General features: G+C 40.2%; 22 protein-coding genes and 1 pseudogene. 8 read left to right on the forward strand and 15 right to left on the reverse strand.

The genetic code is table 11. The annotated features are described in order from the left end of the window. Positions 1–330: 330 nt before the first annotated feature. Complete coding sequence (locus tag ACKA06_RS08085; protein ID WP_032088552.1) at positions 331–717, forward strand: sporulation protein; 387 nt, start codon at positions 331–333, stop codon at positions 715–717. 50 nt (positions 718–767) lie between these two features. Here the strand turns inward: ACKA06_RS08085 and ACKA06_RS08090 are convergent, their stop codons facing one another. Both ACKA06_RS08090 and ACKA06_RS08095 read right to left on the reverse strand, forming a co-directional pair. Next, positions 768–1,472: a class I SAM-dependent methyltransferase gene (locus ACKA06_RS08090; RefSeq protein ID WP_411159448.1), complete on the reverse strand. Its 705-nt coding sequence runs from the start codon at positions 1,470–1,472 to the stop codon at positions 768–770. Positions 1,473–1,838: 366 nt separating this feature from the next. Beyond that, on the reverse strand, positions 1,839–2,588 hold the full coding sequence (locus ACKA06_RS08095) for a nucleotidyltransferase domain-containing protein (protein WP_411159406.1): 750 nt from the start codon (positions 2,586–2,588) through the stop codon (positions 1,839–1,841). Between the two features lie 134 nt (positions 2,589–2,722). On the opposite strand from ACKA06_RS08095, the gene ACKA06_RS08100 reads away from it, so the two are divergent. Continuing rightward, a complete protein-coding gene (locus ACKA06_RS08100) occupies positions 2,723–3,190 on the forward strand; it encodes a hypothetical protein (RefSeq protein WP_411159407.1) in 468 nt (155 codons plus the stop codon). A 45-nt stretch (positions 3,191–3,235) separates the two neighbouring features. Here ACKA06_RS08100 and ACKA06_RS08105 read toward each other — a convergent pair whose 3' ends face one another. Both ACKA06_RS08105 and ACKA06_RS08110 read right to left on the reverse strand, forming a co-directional pair. Next, the gene (locus tag ACKA06_RS08105) at positions 3,236–3,946 is read right to left on the reverse strand and encodes an HAD family hydrolase (RefSeq protein ID WP_032088555.1); all 711 of its coding nucleotides are present in this window, start codon (positions 3,944–3,946) and stop codon (positions 3,236–3,238) included. Between the two features lie 31 nt (positions 3,947–3,977). Continuing rightward, positions 3,978–4,742, reverse strand: coding sequence for a class I SAM-dependent methyltransferase (locus ACKA06_RS08110; protein WP_411159408.1), 765 nt, complete (start codon positions 4,740–4,742; stop codon positions 3,978–3,980). A 189-nt stretch (positions 4,743–4,931) separates the two neighbouring features. On the opposite strand from ACKA06_RS08110, the gene safA reads away from it, so the two are divergent. After that, positions 4,932–5,561 carry a SafA/ExsA family spore coat assembly protein gene (safA, locus tag ACKA06_RS08115; RefSeq protein WP_081941160.1) on the forward strand — a complete coding sequence of 210 codons (630 nt, stop codon included), beginning with the start codon at positions 4,932–4,934 and terminating at the stop codon, positions 5,559–5,561. 91 nt (positions 5,562–5,652) lie between these two features. On the opposite strand, the gene ACKA06_RS08120 is transcribed toward safA, so the two are convergent. From ACKA06_RS08120 to ACKA06_RS08140, 5 genes are all read right to left on the reverse strand, one after another. After that, complete coding sequence (locus ACKA06_RS08120) at positions 5,653–6,672, reverse strand: STAS domain-containing protein (protein WP_141687707.1); 1,020 nt, start codon at positions 6,670–6,672, stop codon at positions 5,653–5,655. Positions 6,673–6,933: 261 nt separating this feature from the next. Then, positions 6,934–7,578 carry an SDR family oxidoreductase gene (locus ACKA06_RS08125; RefSeq protein ID WP_411159409.1) on the reverse strand — a complete coding sequence of 215 codons (645 nt, stop codon included), beginning with the start codon at positions 7,576–7,578 and terminating at the stop codon, positions 6,934–6,936. A gap of 149 nt (positions 7,579–7,727) precedes the next feature. After that, complete coding sequence (locus ACKA06_RS08130) at positions 7,728–8,390, reverse strand: O-methyltransferase (RefSeq protein WP_411159410.1); 663 nt, start codon at positions 8,388–8,390, stop codon at positions 7,728–7,730. Between the two features lie 105 nt (positions 8,391–8,495). Beyond that, positions 8,496–9,131 carry an FMN-dependent NADH-azoreductase gene (locus ACKA06_RS08135; RefSeq protein ID WP_198257633.1) on the reverse strand — a complete coding sequence of 212 codons (636 nt, stop codon included), beginning with the start codon at positions 9,129–9,131 and terminating at the stop codon, positions 8,496–8,498. Between the two features lie 244 nt (positions 9,132–9,375). Beyond that, complete coding sequence (locus tag ACKA06_RS08140; RefSeq protein WP_411159411.1) at positions 9,376–10,107, reverse strand: class I SAM-dependent methyltransferase; 732 nt, start codon at positions 10,105–10,107, stop codon at positions 9,376–9,378. Positions 10,108–10,212: 105 nt separating this feature from the next. On the opposite strand from ACKA06_RS08140, the gene ACKA06_RS08145 reads away from it, so the two are divergent. After that, entirely contained in the window at positions 10,213–10,401 is a 189-nt protein-coding gene (locus ACKA06_RS08145) for a DUF4083 domain-containing protein (protein WP_411159412.1), read from the forward strand. Positions 10,402–10,454: 53 nt separating this feature from the next. Beyond that, complete coding sequence (locus tag ACKA06_RS08150) at positions 10,455–11,891, forward strand: MDR family MFS transporter (RefSeq protein WP_197670891.1); 1,437 nt, start codon at positions 10,455–10,457, stop codon at positions 11,889–11,891. Positions 11,892–11,978: 87 nt separating this feature from the next. Here ACKA06_RS08150 and ACKA06_RS08155 read toward each other — a convergent pair whose 3' ends face one another. The 3 genes from ACKA06_RS08155 to ACKA06_RS08165 all read right to left on the reverse strand — a co-directional run bounded on the left by ACKA06_RS08155 (position 11,979) and on the right by ACKA06_RS08165 (position 14,916). Then, positions 11,979–13,400, reverse strand: a complete 1,422-nt coding sequence (locus tag ACKA06_RS08155) for an MDR family MFS transporter (RefSeq protein WP_411159413.1) — start codon at positions 13,398–13,400, stop codon at positions 11,979–11,981. 44 nt (positions 13,401–13,444) lie between these two features. Then, positions 13,445–14,062, reverse strand: coding sequence for a TetR/AcrR family transcriptional regulator (locus ACKA06_RS08160; protein WP_032088565.1), 618 nt, complete (start codon positions 14,060–14,062; stop codon positions 13,445–13,447). A 161-nt stretch (positions 14,063–14,223) separates the two neighbouring features. Continuing rightward, complete coding sequence (locus ACKA06_RS08165; protein ID WP_198257637.1) at positions 14,224–14,916, reverse strand: Dph6-related ATP pyrophosphatase; 693 nt, start codon at positions 14,914–14,916, stop codon at positions 14,224–14,226. Positions 14,917–15,068: 152 nt separating this feature from the next. On the opposite strand from ACKA06_RS08165, the gene ACKA06_RS08170 reads away from it, so the two are divergent. Then, positions 15,069–15,395, forward strand: a complete 327-nt coding sequence (locus ACKA06_RS08170) for a YqzG/YhdC family protein (RefSeq protein WP_052011615.1) — start codon at positions 15,069–15,071, stop codon at positions 15,393–15,395. Between the two features lie 19 nt (positions 15,396–15,414). Here ACKA06_RS08170 and ACKA06_RS08175 read toward each other — a convergent pair. Further along, positions 15,415–16,442 (reverse strand): annotated as a pseudogene (locus ACKA06_RS08175) (MFS transporter). Positions 16,443–16,559: 117 nt separating this feature from the next. Then, positions 16,560–17,186: an ArsR/SmtB family transcription factor gene (locus tag ACKA06_RS08180; protein ID WP_411159414.1), complete on the reverse strand. Its 627-nt coding sequence runs from the start codon at positions 17,184–17,186 to the stop codon at positions 16,560–16,562. Between the two features lie 381 nt (positions 17,187–17,567). Between ACKA06_RS08180 and ACKA06_RS08185 the strand changes: the two genes are divergently transcribed. Together ACKA06_RS08185 and ACKA06_RS08190 are read left to right on the forward strand one after the other, a co-directional pair. Then, positions 17,568–17,699, forward strand: coding sequence for an FbpB family small basic protein (locus ACKA06_RS08185; protein ID WP_411159415.1), 132 nt, complete (start codon positions 17,568–17,570; stop codon positions 17,697–17,699). Continuing rightward, positions 17,700–18,086, forward strand: coding sequence for a sporulation protein (locus ACKA06_RS08190; protein WP_032088568.1), 387 nt, complete (start codon positions 17,700–17,702; stop codon positions 18,084–18,086). Between the two features lie 42 nt (positions 18,087–18,128). Here the strand turns inward: ACKA06_RS08190 and ACKA06_RS08195 are convergent, their stop codons facing one another. Next, complete coding sequence (locus tag ACKA06_RS08195; protein WP_321203340.1) at positions 18,129–18,662, reverse strand: AAA family ATPase; 534 nt, start codon at positions 18,660–18,662, stop codon at positions 18,129–18,131. Between the last annotated feature and the right edge of the window lie 28 nt (positions 18,663–18,690).

Consider the following 18,690-nt stretch of genomic DNA (forward strand, 5'->3'; position numbering starts at 1 on the left):
TATGCAAACTCCTCTGTGTATGTAATCTATAAATCCCTGCCTTCATTGTACCGAAAAACCGGCTTATTATCTACCTTGTTTTTCCATTAATGGTTGAAATAGTGGATATCTGTAAGTATAAGTAAGTACATTATTCATTATTGTGATTATAAAAAACTTTCATAAAAATTATATTTTGATTGTCCGCAAAATTTGTCGACAAAGGGGTGTAGACAGCGCGTTTTCTTTCTCTTACAATAGGATTTGAATTTGAATTGATACAGAGAATAATGGGCCAAAACTCTCCAAGCAGACTTGGTAACTAGATGATTGAGAGGTTGAATTGCAACGATGTTTAATAAACTGATGTGCAGATTCGGTATCGGATCAACAAAATTTGATTTGGTTTTGACTAAAAGAGATTACCGCCCCGGTGAAGTGATCCAAGGAGAATATGAAATTATCGGGGGCAGGATCCAACAGAAGCTGAAGCGTATCGAAACTGAGCTATTGCAGTTTGACCACAACAGTGAAAGCTCATCAGTCCTTCACTACAACACCATTTTAAGTTCTTCCACCATGAAAGCGAACGAACTAAAAAGAATCAGTTTTTCATGCAGATTAGCGGATTCATACCCGCCCAGCAGCGAAGCAATCTCTTACAAGCTGGTCACCCGCTTCGTTTTTGATGATGGCATAAATAAAGTAGACCACGATGATTTCAGAATAATAGCTTAGCAGTTTAAATCCTGCAGAAAAACCGTTCAGCATGCTGAACGGTTTTTTGTTTACAGTTTCTTGAATAAAGCTGCCATTAAATCTGATAATCCAAACACTTCCGAAGTGTTATCCTGATCGATCATATTCCTTATTTCCACAGGTTCATAACATGAAAATATACGTTCTAATCTAGCCTTGTCATACCCAAGCCCTCCTTGGAGGGATCCCAATCTGTAAACCTCCCAATCGGAAATGACAGCCCCTCCAAATTTGCCGCCGGGGCAAAAAGTGGTAAGTCCAAAGTATCCGCCCGTCTTCAATGCCTTGTTGATTACATTGGTATAGCTCAATCTTCTATGGGGTGCAATATGATGAAAACACCCTGAATCATAAACAAAGTCATAGGCTCCTTCTGCAATCTCCAGGTTAAAGATATTGTTATGTATAAAGTTAATGTGTAAACCGTTTTCAACTGCACGTTCCTCTGCCCACTGCAGCGATGTGGTTGAGAGATCGACCGCATCCACTTCCCACCCATTCTTTGCAAGGTAAAGAGCATTTCTTCCCGGACCGCATCCTAATTCAAGGGCTTTACCTGGTTTAAGAATTCCATTAATGTGATAAGACACTAGATTCTCATCCGGAACATTCTTGAAAAATGGGATATCTCTATCCCTGTCCTTGTAAAAATCAGTCCAAAAACCTTCAGGTTCTCTTAATAATGAATCAAGCATTTCAAATAAATCCTCTTGATTATAAACCGTTTCTTCCATCATGACACTCCCCTCACTGGTATAATCCCATTTTATCTCTATTGTTACATATTATGGTTACCGCGACTTTACATTTGGATTAATTAGAAACATGATTGTTTCGATCATTCTTAATAAAATCGATAGTTAGAAGGGCTTTCTCATAGGCTGGGGCAGGGGCAAAGGATAAATGAATAGTAAGCCCCGTCATTACCGTCAAACTTCTTCAACGCCTTTTCAGAGACTTTTAAAGTCATCATTTTGGAAGCAAAACACCTCAAATATTACAAATATTTCATTAACATCACAAAGGTCACTACTCAAATAAACTGACAGCAAGCACACTGAAAATACAGCCTATAAGAACTAATAGTGTGGTCACAGTATTCACCTCTCATTCTCGCCACATTCAACTTCTACGGAATGCTTACCTAATGAAAATCCTTCGAACAATCTGCCTCCATATGGCTTCAATACTGAATCTACCAGCGATATCACCTGTCCCTTTTCCCCTGTTTGATAAAATGCGGAGAAGCTCTCTATGAATTTTTCTGCGAATACAGGATTATAAGCATTCAATGCCCGTATAATCCATTTTGAGGAACCGATCCAATGCCTGTTCGTTCTTAACACAAACTCGTGCAGGGATTCAGCCAGCGTTCCGGCAATGAAAATTGTTTCACCATGATTGGTGCTGCCTATAAAGTCATCAAGCAGATCGGTAAGGAAATATCTTTTCATTCTTATCATAGATGAATCCCATTCAGGGGGCCGCTCATTTAACAATCCCTCAGCTTGTTCTTTCAGACGGCTGCTGTAACCATTATCTTTTATGACAACTGCTTCAACAACCATTCTGGGCAGGGATGGCCTAGCCCTTTCGCAATCGCTCTTGAAAAAATCAATCAGCGTTTTCTTATTATGGACGAAAACTTCTATCGGCCAGTCGTATGCAAAAAGTGACTCACGATAAGCAGAATGTATACTTTCATCAATGATTACAATATCCAGATCTGAAGTGTCTGTCGCTTCCCCTCTGATGACGCTTCCTCCTAATAAGACGATTTCACTAGTAAAAAAGTTTTCATCACAGAACAATTTTGCAGCTTTACACGGATCCATTCGATTTTTATTCATTTAAACATCCCCTCTCGGTTTATTCGAGTTAACAAATAGTCATTTTCTCTCACTCTCAATATTGAGCCTAACTCCCTCGTTTGTTTTTTCTTTTAATGGGAAATATGGATGTAAACAACAAAGGAGGTCCCGCGATGAAAATCATTAAGCTGTTCAGCAGTCTGTTAATTGTTGGTCTGTTACTTGGAGGATGCGGCGGAAACGATAATGCTGAAGAAGTGAAAGAGATTGCCCCTGACAAAGAAGAAGCCACCCCTGGTACCGGTGATGAAAAAACGAATGATGACAATACTAAAAACCTGACTGCAAGTGTGGAGGATACCAAGGGCTCCCTGGAAGAATTATCGATGACACTGACGAATACTCCTGAAGAGGCAAAGAAATTAAATGAACAAGGTTCTAAAGTAGAAGAAAAGTGGGACCAAATTGAAAAACAGGTAGAAGATAACTATCCTGACGATTATGAGAACATTGAGAAAAGCCTATACCCTTTAATTGAAGAAGCAAAAAAAGATACACCTGATGCCGAAAATCTAAAGAACTTGACAGAAGATACAATGAATAAAATGAATGAGTTTCTGGAAAAAGTTAAAAATCAATAATTAATCAGGCCGCAGCAAGGAATAAGATAATCTTGCTGCGTTTTTTTATTTTAAACGCTCAATATCAAGAACACTTTTCACTATGTAAGCAGGATTAAAATCCAAAGGAGGATTCAATTCATCAGGGTTTATCCATAACGTATCCATGCCTGCACGATTAGCCCCGCACATATCAGTATAATAATTATCACCTATAAAAAGAGTTCTCTCAGGCGAAATCCTGAACCGTTCAAGAGCATGGCGGAATATTTGAGGCTGTGGTTTGCTGTATCCTATTTCTTCAGATACAATGATTTGCTCGTCATTAAAAATGTTATTTAATTCAAGCCGTTGTACTTTTTTATAAGCATTATAGCTTGTACCATTCGTCACAATTCCTACTTTGAATGAACCTTTAATCTGTTCTATAAGCTGCTTAATCTGAAGATCGGGAACAATATTCTTAAGATAATTCCCATGATAGATTTCATTGATGGTTTCAATTTCTTCCTTTCCGGCATTAACAGAAAATTGATTGAAAGTCATTCTTAATCTTTTTAAACTTAATTCTCTAAAACTTATTTTGTTAGACTGGAAGTCTTTCCAAAGCTCCTGATTAATTTTCAAGAAAGTACTTATAAATGATTCTTCATCAACATGTCCCAGACCGTTATGACATTTCACAATATCTCTGATGGCTTGCTTGTAACAGTATGAGTGATTAAATAATGTATCATCAAGATCAAATAACAAGGCATCGTATTTTTCTTTCAGCAAATGAACGAACTCCTTGAAGATTTTATATTTATTAACAATCCTTCTGTAATTTCGCCTTCATCACGAACCTGTGGGTTTTCACTTCGAAAAAGCCAACTGACTGAATCGTTTCATGTATAGAATAAAGTGCATCCTTATAACGTTCAATTGAAAAATCCGGGACTTGCCAAGGAATTGCTTTTAAGTAGTAAACGAGCGCACCGATATCATAAAATCGCTGATATGGTTCTTCTTCCTTACATTCAAATACATCGAACCCTTCCCGTCTCAATTCCTCACTTGCATTTTGAAGATTCCAATGAAGGTACTCCTTATTTACCGGGGCACCCAGTGCTTGATTGATTCGAGCGCAGTCGTTCCCTCCCACCTGCTGAGTGACGAAAATCCCGTCAGAAGTAAGTACCCGTCTTACTTCAGCTGGTGAATATTCTTCATGTTTATTAATGATAAGGTCAAATGCACCATCTCCAAATGGAAGCAAATTATCTTCTTTAACCTCTTTTACTGCGACCCCTAATGGTTGAAGACGCTGTTTCGCTATAGGTAAATTCGGAGCATACCCTTCAGTTGCATAAGTTACAGAAGGCAGCGGCTGAAATTTTGTGAGCAATTCCCCTCCCCCTGTTCCCATATCCAACATAGATGTAACCTTACGTATGTATGGAATGACGATGCTCCCATAAGACCAGCTCAGCATCCCGTTATCCATCCTTCCTGATTCCGTAATATATGAAAAATCCCAACCTGAGAAATGTTCTTCTATATCGTGTAGATGATGTTCAAATAATTCATTCATACCGGAAAACCTCCCAATTTCTTCTATAATATTATTATACCAATAACAGCCAGATATTGGATGTATATTCCTTTAATTTAATTGATGAAATTCTAGTAAATTTTACTATATGCTGATAAATAAGCAGTTCTCAGGTCATGGTAACAACTACCTGTTTAAACGTTTGCAGAATTATACTTCAATAGAACTATGAAAACAATTAAACTATTCTTTATTCTTATGTTGTCCGTCACTCTGGTCGCTGGATTTGGGAAAGATTCTGAAGTATCTGCTGCAGGTACATACACTGTGAAATATGGAGATACAATGTGGAAGATAGCAGTGAAAAATCAGGTAGGCATATCCGAACTGATTGAAGCCAACCCCCAATTAAAAAACCCGGATGTCATTTATCCCGGGCAAAGTATCTCTATACCGGGCGAAGATCAAACAGCCCAAAGTTATACATACGAAGTGGTTAAATTAGTGAATGCAGAACGGGCAAAAGCAGGACTGCAGCCACTTAAAGAGAATTGGGAACTATCAAGAGTCGCTCGTTACAAGTCCCAGGATATGATTGACAAGAATTACTTCAGTCATACCTCCCCGACTTACGGCTCTCCTTTCCAAATGATGAAGGACTTCGGTATCTCTTACCAAGCTGCAGGTGAAAACATTGCAGCAGGTCAAAGAACGCCGTCTGAAGTAGTACAAGCATGGATGAACAGCGAAGGTCACAGAAAAAACATTCTTTCTCCGTCTTATACCGAAATAGGTGTAGGATATGTAAAAGGCGGTTCTTACGGGCATTACTGGACCCAAATGTTCATCAAAAAGTAAAACCAAAATAAAATTCAGGAGGTTAATCAAAAAGGGACAAATCACAGAATATGTGATTTGTCCCTTTTTACTATCAGTGACAGTGGGAAGTCTATACGATTTTCCTGCCTGCCTGTGCCAAGGCAAAATGTATCCCATGCTGCAGTGTTTTGAAACACTCGAATCTTGAAAAATCTACCCCTGTATGTGCAATATGAGCACCAAGTTTAGCGGAAATACCTACCAGTATTGTATTTGTTCCAATTAATGATGCAGCGGCACCGATTTTTTCAATCAAGCTGGCTGAAAGGTCATCAATGTCTTCGTCCAGTGCCGTGAGGTCAAGGATTAAATAATTTGCTTTGTACGATGGAAGATTATGTAAGGTCTTGGAAACCAGTTCTTCCGCACGTTCGCCATCATATTTTCCAAGAAGCGGCACTACGACCACCCCTTCTAGAACGGGAATGATTGGTGAGGAAAGGGCCTTTACAAGCTCCTTCAGGTCTCTTGTTTTATCTTCCACCACGGCTTCTAATTGTCTGATATGTTCTGTCTCTTTTTTCCGTGCGAGTTCATGGATGTTATTGTTTATTGTAATGTCAGATGGATAATATTCAACCTTCGAGCAATCATATCCATTAAGCTGGTATTGGATGACATTGTACCAGATATTCGTTTTAAACAAACCGGTAAAAATACCTGCAAAATGGGCAGGCAGAAATTTACCTCCCTCATTTTTTTCCTGGGCGACATTGATTTTATGCTCCCAGCTGTCTTTCAAATAGATTGTTGCTGTCTTTTCCTTAATATCAAGCTTTTCAGTGGATATTCGTCCCCAGCCGGCTGAAGCATATGTATGCCCGATCAATTCTGATGCTTCTTCCGGTCCGACATGCTTCAGGTTCTCGAAATATTCTCCAACTACAAGACCCTGGCGGTAGCCTGTCGTCTCAAGCACCAGGTTAGCGGCCTCTACCCCTGAGACTTCTTCTATCGTATCAAAAAACATTTTCATTGCACTGGAAATCCAGAATAGTACTGCATCCTGCCCTTCGTACGAAAATTGCCCCGTGTCCATATTCCAATCGAAACTGATTCCTTCTACATTCATATTGGTCTGAGTTTGCACGACAGCCCCTCCTAAATAATAAATAACTCTGTAAAATGTATCTCATTGTATTAGTGAATAACTAGTATGTATGATCCAGCGTAATGCCTGTATTTCAAAATCATTCATCTCTTATATTTAATTTTAGCATAGATTAATTATAAAAATTGCTAAATACAACTATTTCACAAAAAAATCCCTATATAATTTGAAAATAAAGGTCATTCATGATGGAGAACTAAAATTAATAAGGCGTGATGATTCAATCATCACGCCTGTATACTAAATTTCTTTTATAGCCTCTTCGATTGGTTTGGTTCCGGAAATAAGGTCGAACCCTCGATTATAAGTATGTTCTTCGGTAAGAGAAGCATAGATGGCTTTTGCTACATCCTCCCGCGGGATGGATCCTCTTGATAAATTTTCGGCTGCCGATACTTTACCAGTCCCGTTTTCATTCAATAACCCTCCCGGACGAATAATGGTGTAAGTCAGTCCACTTCTTTCCAGTTCTTTATCGGCATAATGTTTTGCTGCATAATAAGGCAGTAAAGATTCATTCCAATTTTCACGGTGATGTGCCTGAAGTGCACTTACGATGATAAAACGTTTAATGTCAACCTGCTTTGCAGCTTCCATCGTCTTTACAGCGCCATCCAAATCGACAAGCAGTGTCTTATCTGAATCTGTTGCCCCTCCTGAACCTGCTGTGAACACTACCGCATCCGCGCCCCTCAGTCCTTCGGAGATTTGCTCAACGCTTGCTTCTAAATCCACGAGAGATGCCGCTATGCCTTCTTCTTTAAAAGATCGAGCCTGATCTTCTTTTCTGACAATGGCGTTTGGATTAAATTGCTCACTGTCATCCAGCAATTTAATCAGATGTCTGCCTATCCGACCATTAGCGCCTACTACTGCTACTTTCATATTTCCATCTCCTTTTCCGATTGAATTGGTATGAATTAATGATTACATGTTTGCGCATCCTTTACAAATAATCTGCATGAGTCAAGGAAATTTGAATAAATGTCCGGGGACAAGATCCTTCTTTCTTATCATCCTTGTGATTTAATTTATTATCCTTCTTTTACTATACCGATCACAAATCCATCGTAGCCTTTCGTGCCTACTGTTTGAATTGCTGTAGAATCGATTAATTCACTGTCTGATAAAATGTCTATAAATGTCCGCACCCCTTTAATATTTTCATCAGGACTCTTGGCGTCAATTACCCTTCCCCCGCGGACCACATTATCCGTAATAATAACCGTTCCCGGCTCCGAAAGCTCAATTGCCCATTTAATATAGTGAGGGTTATTTTTTTTGTCTGCATCAATAAAGATAAAATCGAATTTTTGCCCTTTTAAGGAAGGCAGAGTGTCCAAAGCGGCACCTGTCAGGATTTTCACTTTATTTTCAAGGCCTGCTTTTCTAATATTTCCCCGTGCCACTTCAGCATGTTTTTCACTGTACTCTAATGTAATTAAAGAACCATTCTCAGGGAGTGCCCTCGCCATCCATATACTGCTGTATCCTCCAAGCGTGCCGATTTCAAGGATTCGTTTTGCACCTTTCATCTTAACCAGCATATGCAGCATCTTTCCTTGAGAGGGAGACACATCAATCGAAGGCATTTCAGCTTCTTCGTTCGCTTTCATGACTTCATTCATCAATTGGTCTTTTTTATGTAATTTAGCAGTGAAATATTGGTCTACTTCTTTCCAAGTTTTTTCATTCATCAATTCTGGCTCCTTTAAATGGAAGTTTAACTTTTCTGAATAATACTACCATAATTTGTTAAAGGAGTCATTGAAAAAGACCGGCATCTCGCCGGTCTTTATTACTTAAAATGTATGTGCAAGATCTTTTGCACGTTCAATGCCGTTTTCTTTGATTTCTTGAGCTTTTTCCGGCATGGCGGCATGACCTTCTATGAACAGTCCTTCGAAGGATGGAACTCCGTAGAATTGCATCATGATGTCAAGGTAGCGGTGCCCCATTTCCATTTGTGCTGCAGGTCCCTCTGAATAAACGCCTCCACGTGCTTGGATATGAAGGGCTTTTTTATCGGTAAGAAGACCGATTGGACCATGTTCTGTATATTTGAATGTTTTTCCTGCAACTGATACGGCATCGATATATGCTTTCATTACTGGCGGGAATGAGAAATTCCAGAACGGAGTGACAAATACATATTTATCAGCTTCTACAAATTGATCGACGAGTTCAGTCAAGCGGCCGACTTTTGCTTTCTCGCTGTCTGATAGCTCTTCAAATCCTTTACCTGTCTGGAGTTTACCCCATCCGCTGAACACATCAGCATCAATTTGCGGGATATCTTCTTTGTATAAATCAATCGCGACAACTTCGTGTGCCGGATTTACGTCCTTGTATTTGTCAATAAATGCCTTTCCAGCAGCCATGCTGAATGATTGTGAGTCATCGTGCGGATGAGCCGTGATGTATAATACCTTGGTCATTTCTTAAATCTTCCTTTCTTTTTGTTTAAGTAATATATAATGATTACAACATATCTCAATAAGATATATTATTAATTCGAGATTATTGTAAGACATGCAAAATTTTTTATCAAGAAATATGCTCGTGAGATTACTCGTTGGACTAAAAAGATAACTCCTGAGCCTCCACGGTCGTGCCTCCCTGCGGGGTACACTCAATAAACCACTAGAAAGGGGCTGGAATCTAAATGTGATTCGAACAAATTTAAAACACTTCTTTTATACTTGCCTTTTTCGACTTAGCTTTTACGATGAGAAAATGCGGATGTGTCATGAGATATCGATAGGATTTTTCTTTAATTGATTTCATTTTTTCTGTTGGTTGGGGTTCGACAAACCGTTCAAGATGAAAATAATGGGTGGTGTCATTAAGGACTCTGCCCAATGGCTTTCTGAAAAAAGTGACATCGATTGTAATATGCGGCTTTTCCCATGTTTCCGTGATGGTTTCTGAAGTAAAATAGTCTTCGCAGTTATTTCGTGTAAAGTCCATAAAGGGATGATGAATGGAAAAGAGGAAGGTACCGCCCGGTTTCAATACACGGTTAAATTCCTTAAAAGTGTCATCCCAGTTCTCAAAATAGTGAAGCGTTAGAGAACTGACGATGATATCAAATGAGTCGGCTTCAAATGGAAGCGGCTTTTGAAGGTCTTGGCATAATACCTGTGCCGAGTCCCCCACCCTCACTTTGGCAGCTTTAACCATCTCCGGACTTATATCAATTCCTGTGACCTTTGCTCCTTGCGAGGCAAAATACTGTGTGTACCAGCCTGCTGCACAACCTGCATCCAAAATGGAATTTCCTTCTAACTTACCGGGCAGCTCAGCAATCATAGCAGGCCGCTCATAATAAGCATTGTATGGACTTGCTTTATCGATATCATGTTGGTAAGTCTCAGCTAATCGATTATATGTATGTTGAATGGAGTCAGACATTTGATGGCCCTTCCTTTCACTTTTTTCAATTTTTCATAATTGTAGTTTACCATTTCTTCCTATAAACTAGAATGGTCATTATTAACTTTATTCAGGGAGGAAAATATGGGGTATAATCTTGGGGATATTCTATTCCAGCTGATTGTATTCAGCTTAATCATTATTGGTGTGGTTTCATTCACCCTTTTCATTCGCAGGCTGATCATCAATTCAAAGGTCCAATCTCATTCTGCAGTTGATTTGAACAAGAAACTTGACCGGATTATTGAGCTTTTGGAAAAAAAGAATTTATAACAATAAGCATCCCAACAGGGAAATGCTTCATTCAACTTTAACAGGGGGAACTAATGGAAACAAAAATAAACTCAAAAGCAATACTGATTACTTTCATGATCGGGGCTTTTTTCGCTATTCTCAATGAAACCTTACTTAATATAGCTTTGACTGAATTAATGGAAGTATTCGGGGTCAATGCCCCCACAGTTCAATGGCTCGCTACAGGCTTCATGCTTGTGATGGGAGTATTGATGCCGATATCAGCACTATTGATTCAATGGTTCACGACCCGACAAATGTTTATCGGTGTCATGACGATATTCTTGATTGGAACGACAATCGCTGCAGGTGCAATGAATTTCCCGATGCTTTTAGCAGGACGGATGATTCAGGCAGTGGGTACCGGGTTGTTGATACCGGTCATCATGAACGCATTGTTACTTATCTATAAGCCGGAAGTCCGCGGGAAAATAATGGGTACCTTTGGACTCGTGATCATGTTTGCGCCGGCGATCGGCCCGACATTATCCGGTGTAATCGTTGATATGCTCGGATGGAGATGGTTGTTTATCACGGTCATCCCATTTTCAATTTTTTCTATCCTTTTTGCTTGGAAATACTTGCAGAACGTAGGTGAAGTGACACGTCCCGGAGTGGACGTGTGGTCAATCATCCTTTCTTCTATTGGGATTGCCGGGATCGTTTATGGTTTCAGCTCTGCCGGAGAAAATGGGGAAGGATTCACCTCTTCCAAAATCATTTTAATCATCCTGATCAGTGCAGTCAGTCTCATCTGGTTTGTTTTAAGACAGTTGAAACTGGATGAGCCCCTGCTTGATGTTCGCGTATTCAAATACAAAAGTTACGCCCGGGGTGTCATTCTATTCATCATTGTGATCATGGCCATGTTCGCCTCTGAAATTGTCATGCCAATGTATCTGCAGGGTCCTCTTGGTTATTCTGCCAAGATAGCCGGACTGCTTTTGCTGCCCGGAGCATTGTTGAATGGATTGATGTCACCGGTCATGGGGTCATTATTCGATAAATTCGGGCCTAGAAAATTGATCATTCCCGGTACTATTGTGCTGACAGGTGTCATCTTTTTCTTCAGCAATATTAACGAAGCCACCCCTATTTGGCTTTTCATCGTCGTATACGTATTATTGATGCTGTCGATCTCGGCGATCATGATGCCTGCACAAACGAATGCATTGAATGAGCTGCCTAAGAACTTGTATCCACATGGTACAGCTATTGCAAACACATTACAGCCTGTTTCCGGTGCTTTGGGTGTTTCAATATTCGTGAGCATCATGACCCAAAGCAGGGAAAACTTCATGAACAGCTATAACGGAAAAGTAACACGGGATGTAATGAATGATGCGATGACATATGGTGTCCACCATGCATACTGGTTCGCCCTTGCTCTGGCTTTATCAGCGGTCATCATTTCCTTATTCATTCGAAAAGCAGCTGCCCCTGATTTTAATGAAACTACGAGTGAATAAAGTAGAAAAACCTCGTCTGGTATGACGAGGTTTTTTTACTCTATAAAAAAGAGCCTGTTTCCTTAAAAATGGGAATAGGATTTCAAATTAAGTTGTAGTTTTTACTCTTTTAGGACTCTTATCCTTCACAAAAAATGCAAGGAAAAGACCAATGATAGCAGATATTCCTGCAACAATAAATGAAACATTGACCCCATGTACCAGACCTTCCACTCCTCTGGCGGGCTGTGCCGCGGTAGTCATGACCGTCACGAGTAAAGCAGTACCGACAGCACCGGAAACTTGCCTCATCGTATTGTTCATAGCCGTACCGTGGGGGATTAAATGGTTAGGCAGCTGATTTAAACCTGCGGTGGTGACGGGCATCATCACCATTGCCACCCCCAGCATCCTGAAAGCATTTACGACAGTCAGATACATGAAGGAAGTCTGAGGTGTAAGATTCGAGAACATGAATGTTGTAACTGAAATCAGGATCAATCCCGTAACCGCAAGCCACTTTGCCCCGAATTTATCAAATATCCTTCCCGTAATCGGGTTCATGAAGCCCATTATGAGGGCTCCGGGAAGCAGCATCAGACCTGATTCAAAGGCTGAATAGCCAAGCATGTTCTGCATCAATATCGGCAGGATTGTCGCACCCCCGATCATGGCGATAAATACGAGCATTCCAAGTATTGTGGTAATCGTGAATAATTTTATCTTGAATACCCTGAACTCAAGGATAGGCTGTTTTAATTTAAATTGCCTCAATATGAACAGGGTCAGTGTAATTGAACCTATAATCATCGACACAATCACGTGCACACTGCTCCATCCCTCTGTTCCTGCAGTACTGAAACCATACAACAGTCCTCCGAAACCGAACGAAGATAAAATGATAGATAGGATATCTACTTTAGGGAACGTCTGTTTCGTAACATTGACGAGAATGAAATAGGCGACAATCAGGTCAATGATGACGATTGGAAGAATGACATAGAATAAGCTCCTCCAAGGGAACTGATCCACCAGCCAGCCTGACAGAGTCGGACCGATGGCCGGGGCAAAGGAAATGACCAGTCCGAACATTCCCATGGCACTCCCCCGCTTTTCCACAGGGAAAATCAGAAATAGAATCGTCTGCATCAGCGGCATAATGATACCAGCGCCGGACGCCTGAATGACCCTTCCCACCATCAGGATGCCAAAATTTGGTGCAACAGCACAGATTAGCGTTCCTGCAGCAAAAAGACCCAGGGCCGTCAGGAAAAGTGAGCGTGTTGTAAATCGTTCAATCAAAAATGCTGTGATGGGGATCATGACCCCGTTCACCAGCATGAAAATGGAAGTCAGCCATTGAGCTGTACTGGCTTCCAGGTGCAGGTCTTCCATGATATGCGGGAGAGCAGTTGCAAGCAGAGTCTGATTCAATATGGCCGCAAATGCCCCGGAAATTAACACCAGCAATAATGGGAATTTATTAATGGAATCGGGTGATTGCGTTACATCGTGTGATTTTGGCTTCATTTTCTCCCTTCTTTCTTATATAAATTAAATGTTTAATCTTTTTGTTAGCTTGTTTTAGTCATGCCAGTTTGAAGAAGCTGTATTTCAACTTTATACTTGGTCACTGCTTCTTCAAACGTTAAATCGTTTGAGATGCTGTGGACAAGATTATGGAACGTTACCGCTGATAATATCTGCAGGATATGATATACCTGATTTTCTTCCGAGATATTAAGGCTGTCCCAATCCACAAGGTGAAATACTTCATCATACCTTTTGCTCAATTCTTCTTTACTGATGAATTTGGTGAATGCTTTTTCAATCTTATAATTCATATTTAAGAGGACGTTTTTTATGAAATTGCTCTGACCTTCACTATGTGAACGTTTTAATGTGTGGGAGAATACTTCAATGAATGCTTGAAAGAGATCTCCTTGATATTTCTTTAAGTTGAATAAGAATTCTTCATGTCTTTCCTGTGTATGTTCATTCAGCAGATAAAAAAATGCATCTTCTTTATCTTCAAAGTATTGATAAAAGCTTCCTCTCGGTATCCCGGCTGATTTCAAGATGTTTGAAATAGAGGCTTCATAGAGAGATACGCGGGAGAACTCCTTTTTTGCCGCCTCAATCAGGATATGCCTTTTTTCTTCATTTAAATTATAAAAAGTCGGCTTTGGCATATACATCCCCCTTCCTAAGTGACACAGTGTCATTTTCAAGACCTTCCTTACTATAGATGACACGATGTCATATGTCAAAGGATAAACTTAGCTCGATGTGTTTTCTTTCATATGAAAAAGCGCCCGATATCGAGCGCTTTTCAACATCAAAGATTCTTCCATTATTCGTTTTTTGCAATCAATCGACAATCTTGTATATCCAGTGACCACAATCCGGAATTCATCACAACACCGGATTTCAGCAGCTCTATCCGCTTATTGAATATAGGTCCATCTGTCACGAATGTATGATATTCACCCGCCTCACCCATCACACAGATCGCTTTCTGCCGAATTTCTTCATAAAACTGAAAATCAAGGATCCTGCCCGGACAGGTTTGATCGAAGTGTTCGCTTGAGGCCCTGCAAATGTAAGCGGTGAAACCGAGAGACAAGAATTCCTGCATGAGTTCATTCGAGTCTTCCGGAGATATCCAAGCAGGGAAAATGGGTTCGACTCCGGCTTTATGTGAAATTTCCTCATTCCATTTCCTATCTTCTTTTGCATACAAACTTCCAAACGCCACTTGTTCAATACCCAGCTCGGCTTTCAAACCCTTAAGTGCAGCCACAAGCGAAGCTTCATAATTTCCTTCTGAATCAATAAGCACTAGCGGCAGTCCCAACGCCTCCGCCTGGTATTTGAGGATCTTTAATTTAATTCCGTGTGCATGGTTTCGTTCGTCTTTACTGGAAACCATCGAAACAAGACAAGCGATTTCTTCATTATCCTTCAAGAGGCGATACAATGCGAGACTGCAATCCTTACCGCTGCTCCAGCAGACTGCTGTCTTTCGTTTCTTCCTAATATCCATATAGTTCCCTGCCTTCCACCATACTTTCCCTGTTATCTTCTCAATAGTAGCACAATAAAAAACGATTTGGTTTTGCATGAAGGGAATAAGAAGGAAAAATCAACAGATGATAATACTAAAACAGGAGGACCTCTATTTTGAAAAAAATAATGATGTGTATGTTCCTGATTCCATTGATGACGCTTGGATTGCACGGGACGGTCTGCGAAGCAAAGTACTTGGAAAGCATAAACGTGACCATTCCTTCTTATGCGAAATGGGGCCGTCTTGCAATGAAAAAAACAAAAGAACGTTATCCCCAGGCTCAGATCATCGACTATCTTCATATTGGCCGTGAAGACAGTGGAGGCATCAGCACAGAAAAATTCAAACTATGGCTAAAGGGAAAAGATAAAGAATTCGGAGTGCTTGTAAACATAAGATTTGACACTAAAACCGAACAGTTGAAGCAGATTTCTTTTAGCGAGGTGTCACGTTAATAACAAACACGCTGATTCATTATCCGGAGATTACTTCCCCGGATACAGCAGGGTCTCCTTCAGGCAGGCCCATTTCTCCAGGTTTTAGTTTAGAAGTTTCCGGAAGGGAGCGGAGTGTTTTGTTTATAGTCCATACCAGGGCTATAAACAAAATCCCTCCTGAGCTCGATATATATACTGCTTCCGGTCCGAACTGGCTGGCCAGCAGCCCTCCAAGAAGAGAGCCGAGCGGCATTGCCACCGCTCCCAATGATGCTGTTACAGAAAATATCCTGCCCAGTAACCTTGATGGGACCATTGACTGAATCGCAGATCCAAATATGACATTTGTCGCCCCAATGGGTATCCATGAAATACCAAATAAAAGAATACTTATACTGTTGCTGGATATGAAACCCGAACTTAGCCACATCGTTCCTCCAATCATAAATGATAGAATGGTAAGCTTGCCGACCGGGAAGCGCCCTAGCCAAGAAGCGGAAAGCGCACCTATAAGCGCTCCACCTGAAATTGCCGCCAAATAAAGTCCGTAAAGCCCGGAACCAGCCCTGCCATCTGCAAAAGCAGGTAAGATTGCATACACAGATCCAATAGCAAAGTTTGCAACGATTGATCCCAGGAGGAATTTGGCCAGATGGGAACGGAATACTATTGAAAAACCTTCAATAAGATCAGTTTTGTATTGGTGTATCGTTTGTTTAATCTTTTGTTTTTCTTTAACTGATTCTTTTTCAGGAATATTTAACAGGCTGAAAAGTATGCACGCAGCAATAAAGGTAACCGCATCAATTAAATAGAGGGTAATTGCTCCGATCATAGTCAGGAGAATACCGGCTATGGCGTTGAAGGCAAGATCGACCCCTTGAAAAGCAAAAGAAAACAAAGAGTTGCCTTTAATCCGGCCAGACCCGTGTAAAATGCATTCCCCCCCATTTCATATACAAGCCACATTGCTGCAACATAGTAAATACTGTCACCCATATTCGTGACCAGTCTCCCAAAAAATAACCAAGCAAAATTTCTGTTATGAAATAATAATTCTTTCATGCTTTCCCCTCCTAAATCAGTGTGATTATTTTACTCGGTAAAAATAATTTTACCGTGACATCAAAAAATACTTTTATACAGTAAGTTTTTTTTTACTGATTGTCTAAAAAAAACCGATCAACGGTCTTCTTCTTTTTCCACATCCAAAAGCCTTTCTGCAAATTTAGATTCTTCCACCTCGAAACCAATCCCGGTCATATAATAGACATTTTGTTCAACCCCTTTTTCTTCTCTTGCTCTTTTTTGAAATTCACCGACAAGTTCGAAGTATGCTTTAACAAACCATTTAAAGTTATCCTCTGAACTTGTGGTTTCCCAGGATGATGCAAGTATATTCCAATCAGATGGATCTTTATCTCCAGCCTCTTCAAATGCTGAACTTGGTGCTTCAAGTATCCGGCTCATCGTCCTCTCGAGCATACCGTACATCATCAGTCTTTTCGTTTCACTTATTTCTTCTCTATGAGGCAGCAGGCTTGCATCAGGATAAAAACCGCTAGATACCGACTGAAAGAATTTTTGTATTATTCCGTTCTTTTCTTCGGTCTTAACGATTTCGATCAATCCCAGTTTCTCTAATTCCTTCAAGTGATAATGAATTCTTGCGCGGGACATTTCAAACAACTCAGAAAGCTGCTGTCCTGTATATGGCTTTTCTACAAGGCGCATCATAAGCTTGATACGAAACGGATCACTTAACGCTTTTAACTGATCATATTCCTTGATGATGAACATTGATTTCATTTAGACATCCCCATGTAATAAAATTAACTCGGTAAATTTTATTTTACCGTGTAGCTGAATTTTATCATGTTGGATCACTTCAATACAATAGGCTTCTACTCTTTTTCTCTCGACAAACTTTGCGCGCGGGAGGATTTCAATTGACAATTCGCCGCTGAGCTCGTACTATAGAGTCATAATTTCATATTCTCCTAAAGGGGAGTAGCTTTTACAATAAAGTCGTCAATACGGAGCCCTGGCTCTCGGCTTTATTGACAACACCGTTGTTAGCGAGACCTTTACCGTCCGGTGAAGGTTGATACATGCATTAAGTGGACCTTTACCTTTCCGGTAAAGGTCCTTTTTATATACTCAACCTCAAATGCGAAAGGGTGGAAAACCTTGATTAAGAAAAGTTTACAACAATTGATTCAGGATAATAAAGAAAACATCATGCGCGATAAAAAACTGCTGGGAGTAATTGAAAGGAATTTGGAACAAAAGCACACAGACTCACAAAAGGGGGATGCCTGAATGTTACTGAGAAAATATGCTTCCATGCTTGGTGTTGGTTCAGCCAAGATTGATTTAATCTTACCCAAAACAGAATTCTATCCCGGCGAGCTGCTTCACGGGTATTTCATTTTAAAGGGCGGGATTGTAAAACAAAAAGTACGGAGGATCGACTGTGATCTTATCATGGTAGATAAACAGTCGACAGAAAAGGTCATCGACTCAACAACGATTTACAGATCAGAAGATTTGGCACCAGACGAAACAAACAGGCTTAACTTTGTCTATAGAATTCCTAAGACGCTGCAAACAGGAAAGAACGGAATTCGTTATCTTTTCAAAACAAAGCTGACGTTTGATAAAGGGGTTGAAAGCCTTGACGAGGATTGGATCGTAGTTGTCACCTAGCTAAAAAGAAGAGGATACCTTGAAGTCAAGGTTGTCCTCTTCTTACTTTTGAAAACTTGTTGTGTTCAATTTTTTCATTATGCTGCTGATTACTTCATTGATTTCAACATCATCCGTCTGAATATACTCACCAAAATCATATTCTTCATATGCATGCAGGCATTTTTCGGTTTGCTGGAAGCACCAGTTCCCTTCTTCTTCCCCCCTGTCCCTGAGCCTTTTAAATATTGTCTTCCTGCTTGCTTGCAGACAAAAGTGCTGTGTTTCATCATCGATTTCTTTAAAGCCATTAAAGATATATGTAAAGTACGCTGGGACTCTCAGTGTCATCGGGACAATGAGATGCTTACCATATTTATCTTTCAACCTCTTGGCTGTATCCACAGTTAATACTCTCCAAAGTTCATAGTTTTGGAAGTCCCCGCTTTTAGACTCATTACGTTTGATATCTTCCGGCAGCATGGACCTTAACATATATCCGACTATTTCCGGATCGAATAACATACTATCATCAATTTTTTCTAATAAACCCTCGGCAACGGTTGTCTTTCCTGCACCAAACGCACCATTCAGCATGATGATCAACTTCATACCCCCTATTAAG

Origin of the sequence: Rossellomorea oryzaecorticis (assembly GCF_045897515.1) — a bacterium.
GTDB classification, from domain to species: Bacteria; Bacillota; Bacilli; order Bacillales; family Bacillaceae_B; genus Rossellomorea; species Rossellomorea enclensis.

Coding starts and splice junctions, on each gene's coding strand:
- ACKA06_RS08085 (WP_032088552.1), top strand. CDS start 331: ATGTTTAATAAACTGATGTGCAGATTCGGTATCGGATCAACAAAATTT.
- ACKA06_RS08090 (WP_411159448.1), bottom strand. CDS start 1,472: ATGGAAGAAACGGTTTATAATCAAGAGGATTTATTTGAAATGCTTGAT.
- ACKA06_RS08095 (WP_411159406.1), bottom strand. CDS start 2,588: ATGAATAAAAATCGAATGGATCCGTGTAAAGCTGCAAAATTGTTCTGT.
- ACKA06_RS08100 (WP_411159407.1), top strand. CDS start 2,723: ATGAAAATCATTAAGCTGTTCAGCAGTCTGTTAATTGTTGGTCTGTTA.
- ACKA06_RS08110 (WP_411159408.1), bottom strand. CDS start 4,742: ATGAATGAATTATTTGAACATCATCTACACGATATAGAAGAACATTTC.
- safA (WP_081941160.1), top strand. CDS start 4,932: ATGAAAACAATTAAACTATTCTTTATTCTTATGTTGTCCGTCACTCTG.
- ACKA06_RS08125 (WP_411159409.1), bottom strand. CDS start 7,578: ATGAAAGTAGCAGTAGTAGGCGCTAATGGTCGGATAGGCAGACATCTG.
- ACKA06_RS08130 (WP_411159410.1), bottom strand. CDS start 8,390: ATGAATGAAAAAACTTGGAAAGAAGTAGACCAATATTTCACTGCTAAA.
- ACKA06_RS08135 (WP_198257633.1), bottom strand. CDS start 9,131: ATGACCAAGGTATTATACATCACGGCTCATCCGCACGATGACTCACAA.
- ACKA06_RS08140 (WP_411159411.1), bottom strand. CDS start 10,107: ATGTCTGACTCCATTCAACATACATATAATCGATTAGCTGAGACTTAC.
- ACKA06_RS08145 (WP_411159412.1), top strand. CDS start 10,213: ATGGGGTATAATCTTGGGGATATTCTATTCCAGCTGATTGTATTCAGC.
- ACKA06_RS08150 (WP_197670891.1), top strand. CDS start 10,455: ATGGAAACAAAAATAAACTCAAAAGCAATACTGATTACTTTCATGATC.
- ACKA06_RS08155 (WP_411159413.1), bottom strand. CDS start 13,400: ATGAAGCCAAAATCACACGATGTAACGCAATCACCCGATTCCATTAAT.
- ACKA06_RS08160 (WP_032088565.1), bottom strand. CDS start 14,062: ATGCCAAAGCCGACTTTTTATAATTTAAATGAAGAAAAAAGGCATATC.
- ACKA06_RS08165 (WP_198257637.1), bottom strand. CDS start 14,916: ATGGATATTAGGAAGAAACGAAAGACAGCAGTCTGCTGGAGCAGCGGT.
- ACKA06_RS08170 (WP_052011615.1), top strand. CDS start 15,069: ATGTGTATGTTCCTGATTCCATTGATGACGCTTGGATTGCACGGGACG.
- ACKA06_RS08180 (WP_411159414.1), bottom strand. CDS start 17,186: ATGAAATCAATGTTCATCATCAAGGAATATGATCAGTTAAAAGCGTTA.
- ACKA06_RS08190 (WP_032088568.1), top strand. CDS start 17,700: ATGTTACTGAGAAAATATGCTTCCATGCTTGGTGTTGGTTCAGCCAAG.
- ACKA06_RS08195 (WP_321203340.1), bottom strand. CDS start 18,662: ATGCTGAATGGTGCGTTTGGTGCAGGAAAGACAACCGTTGCCGAGGGT.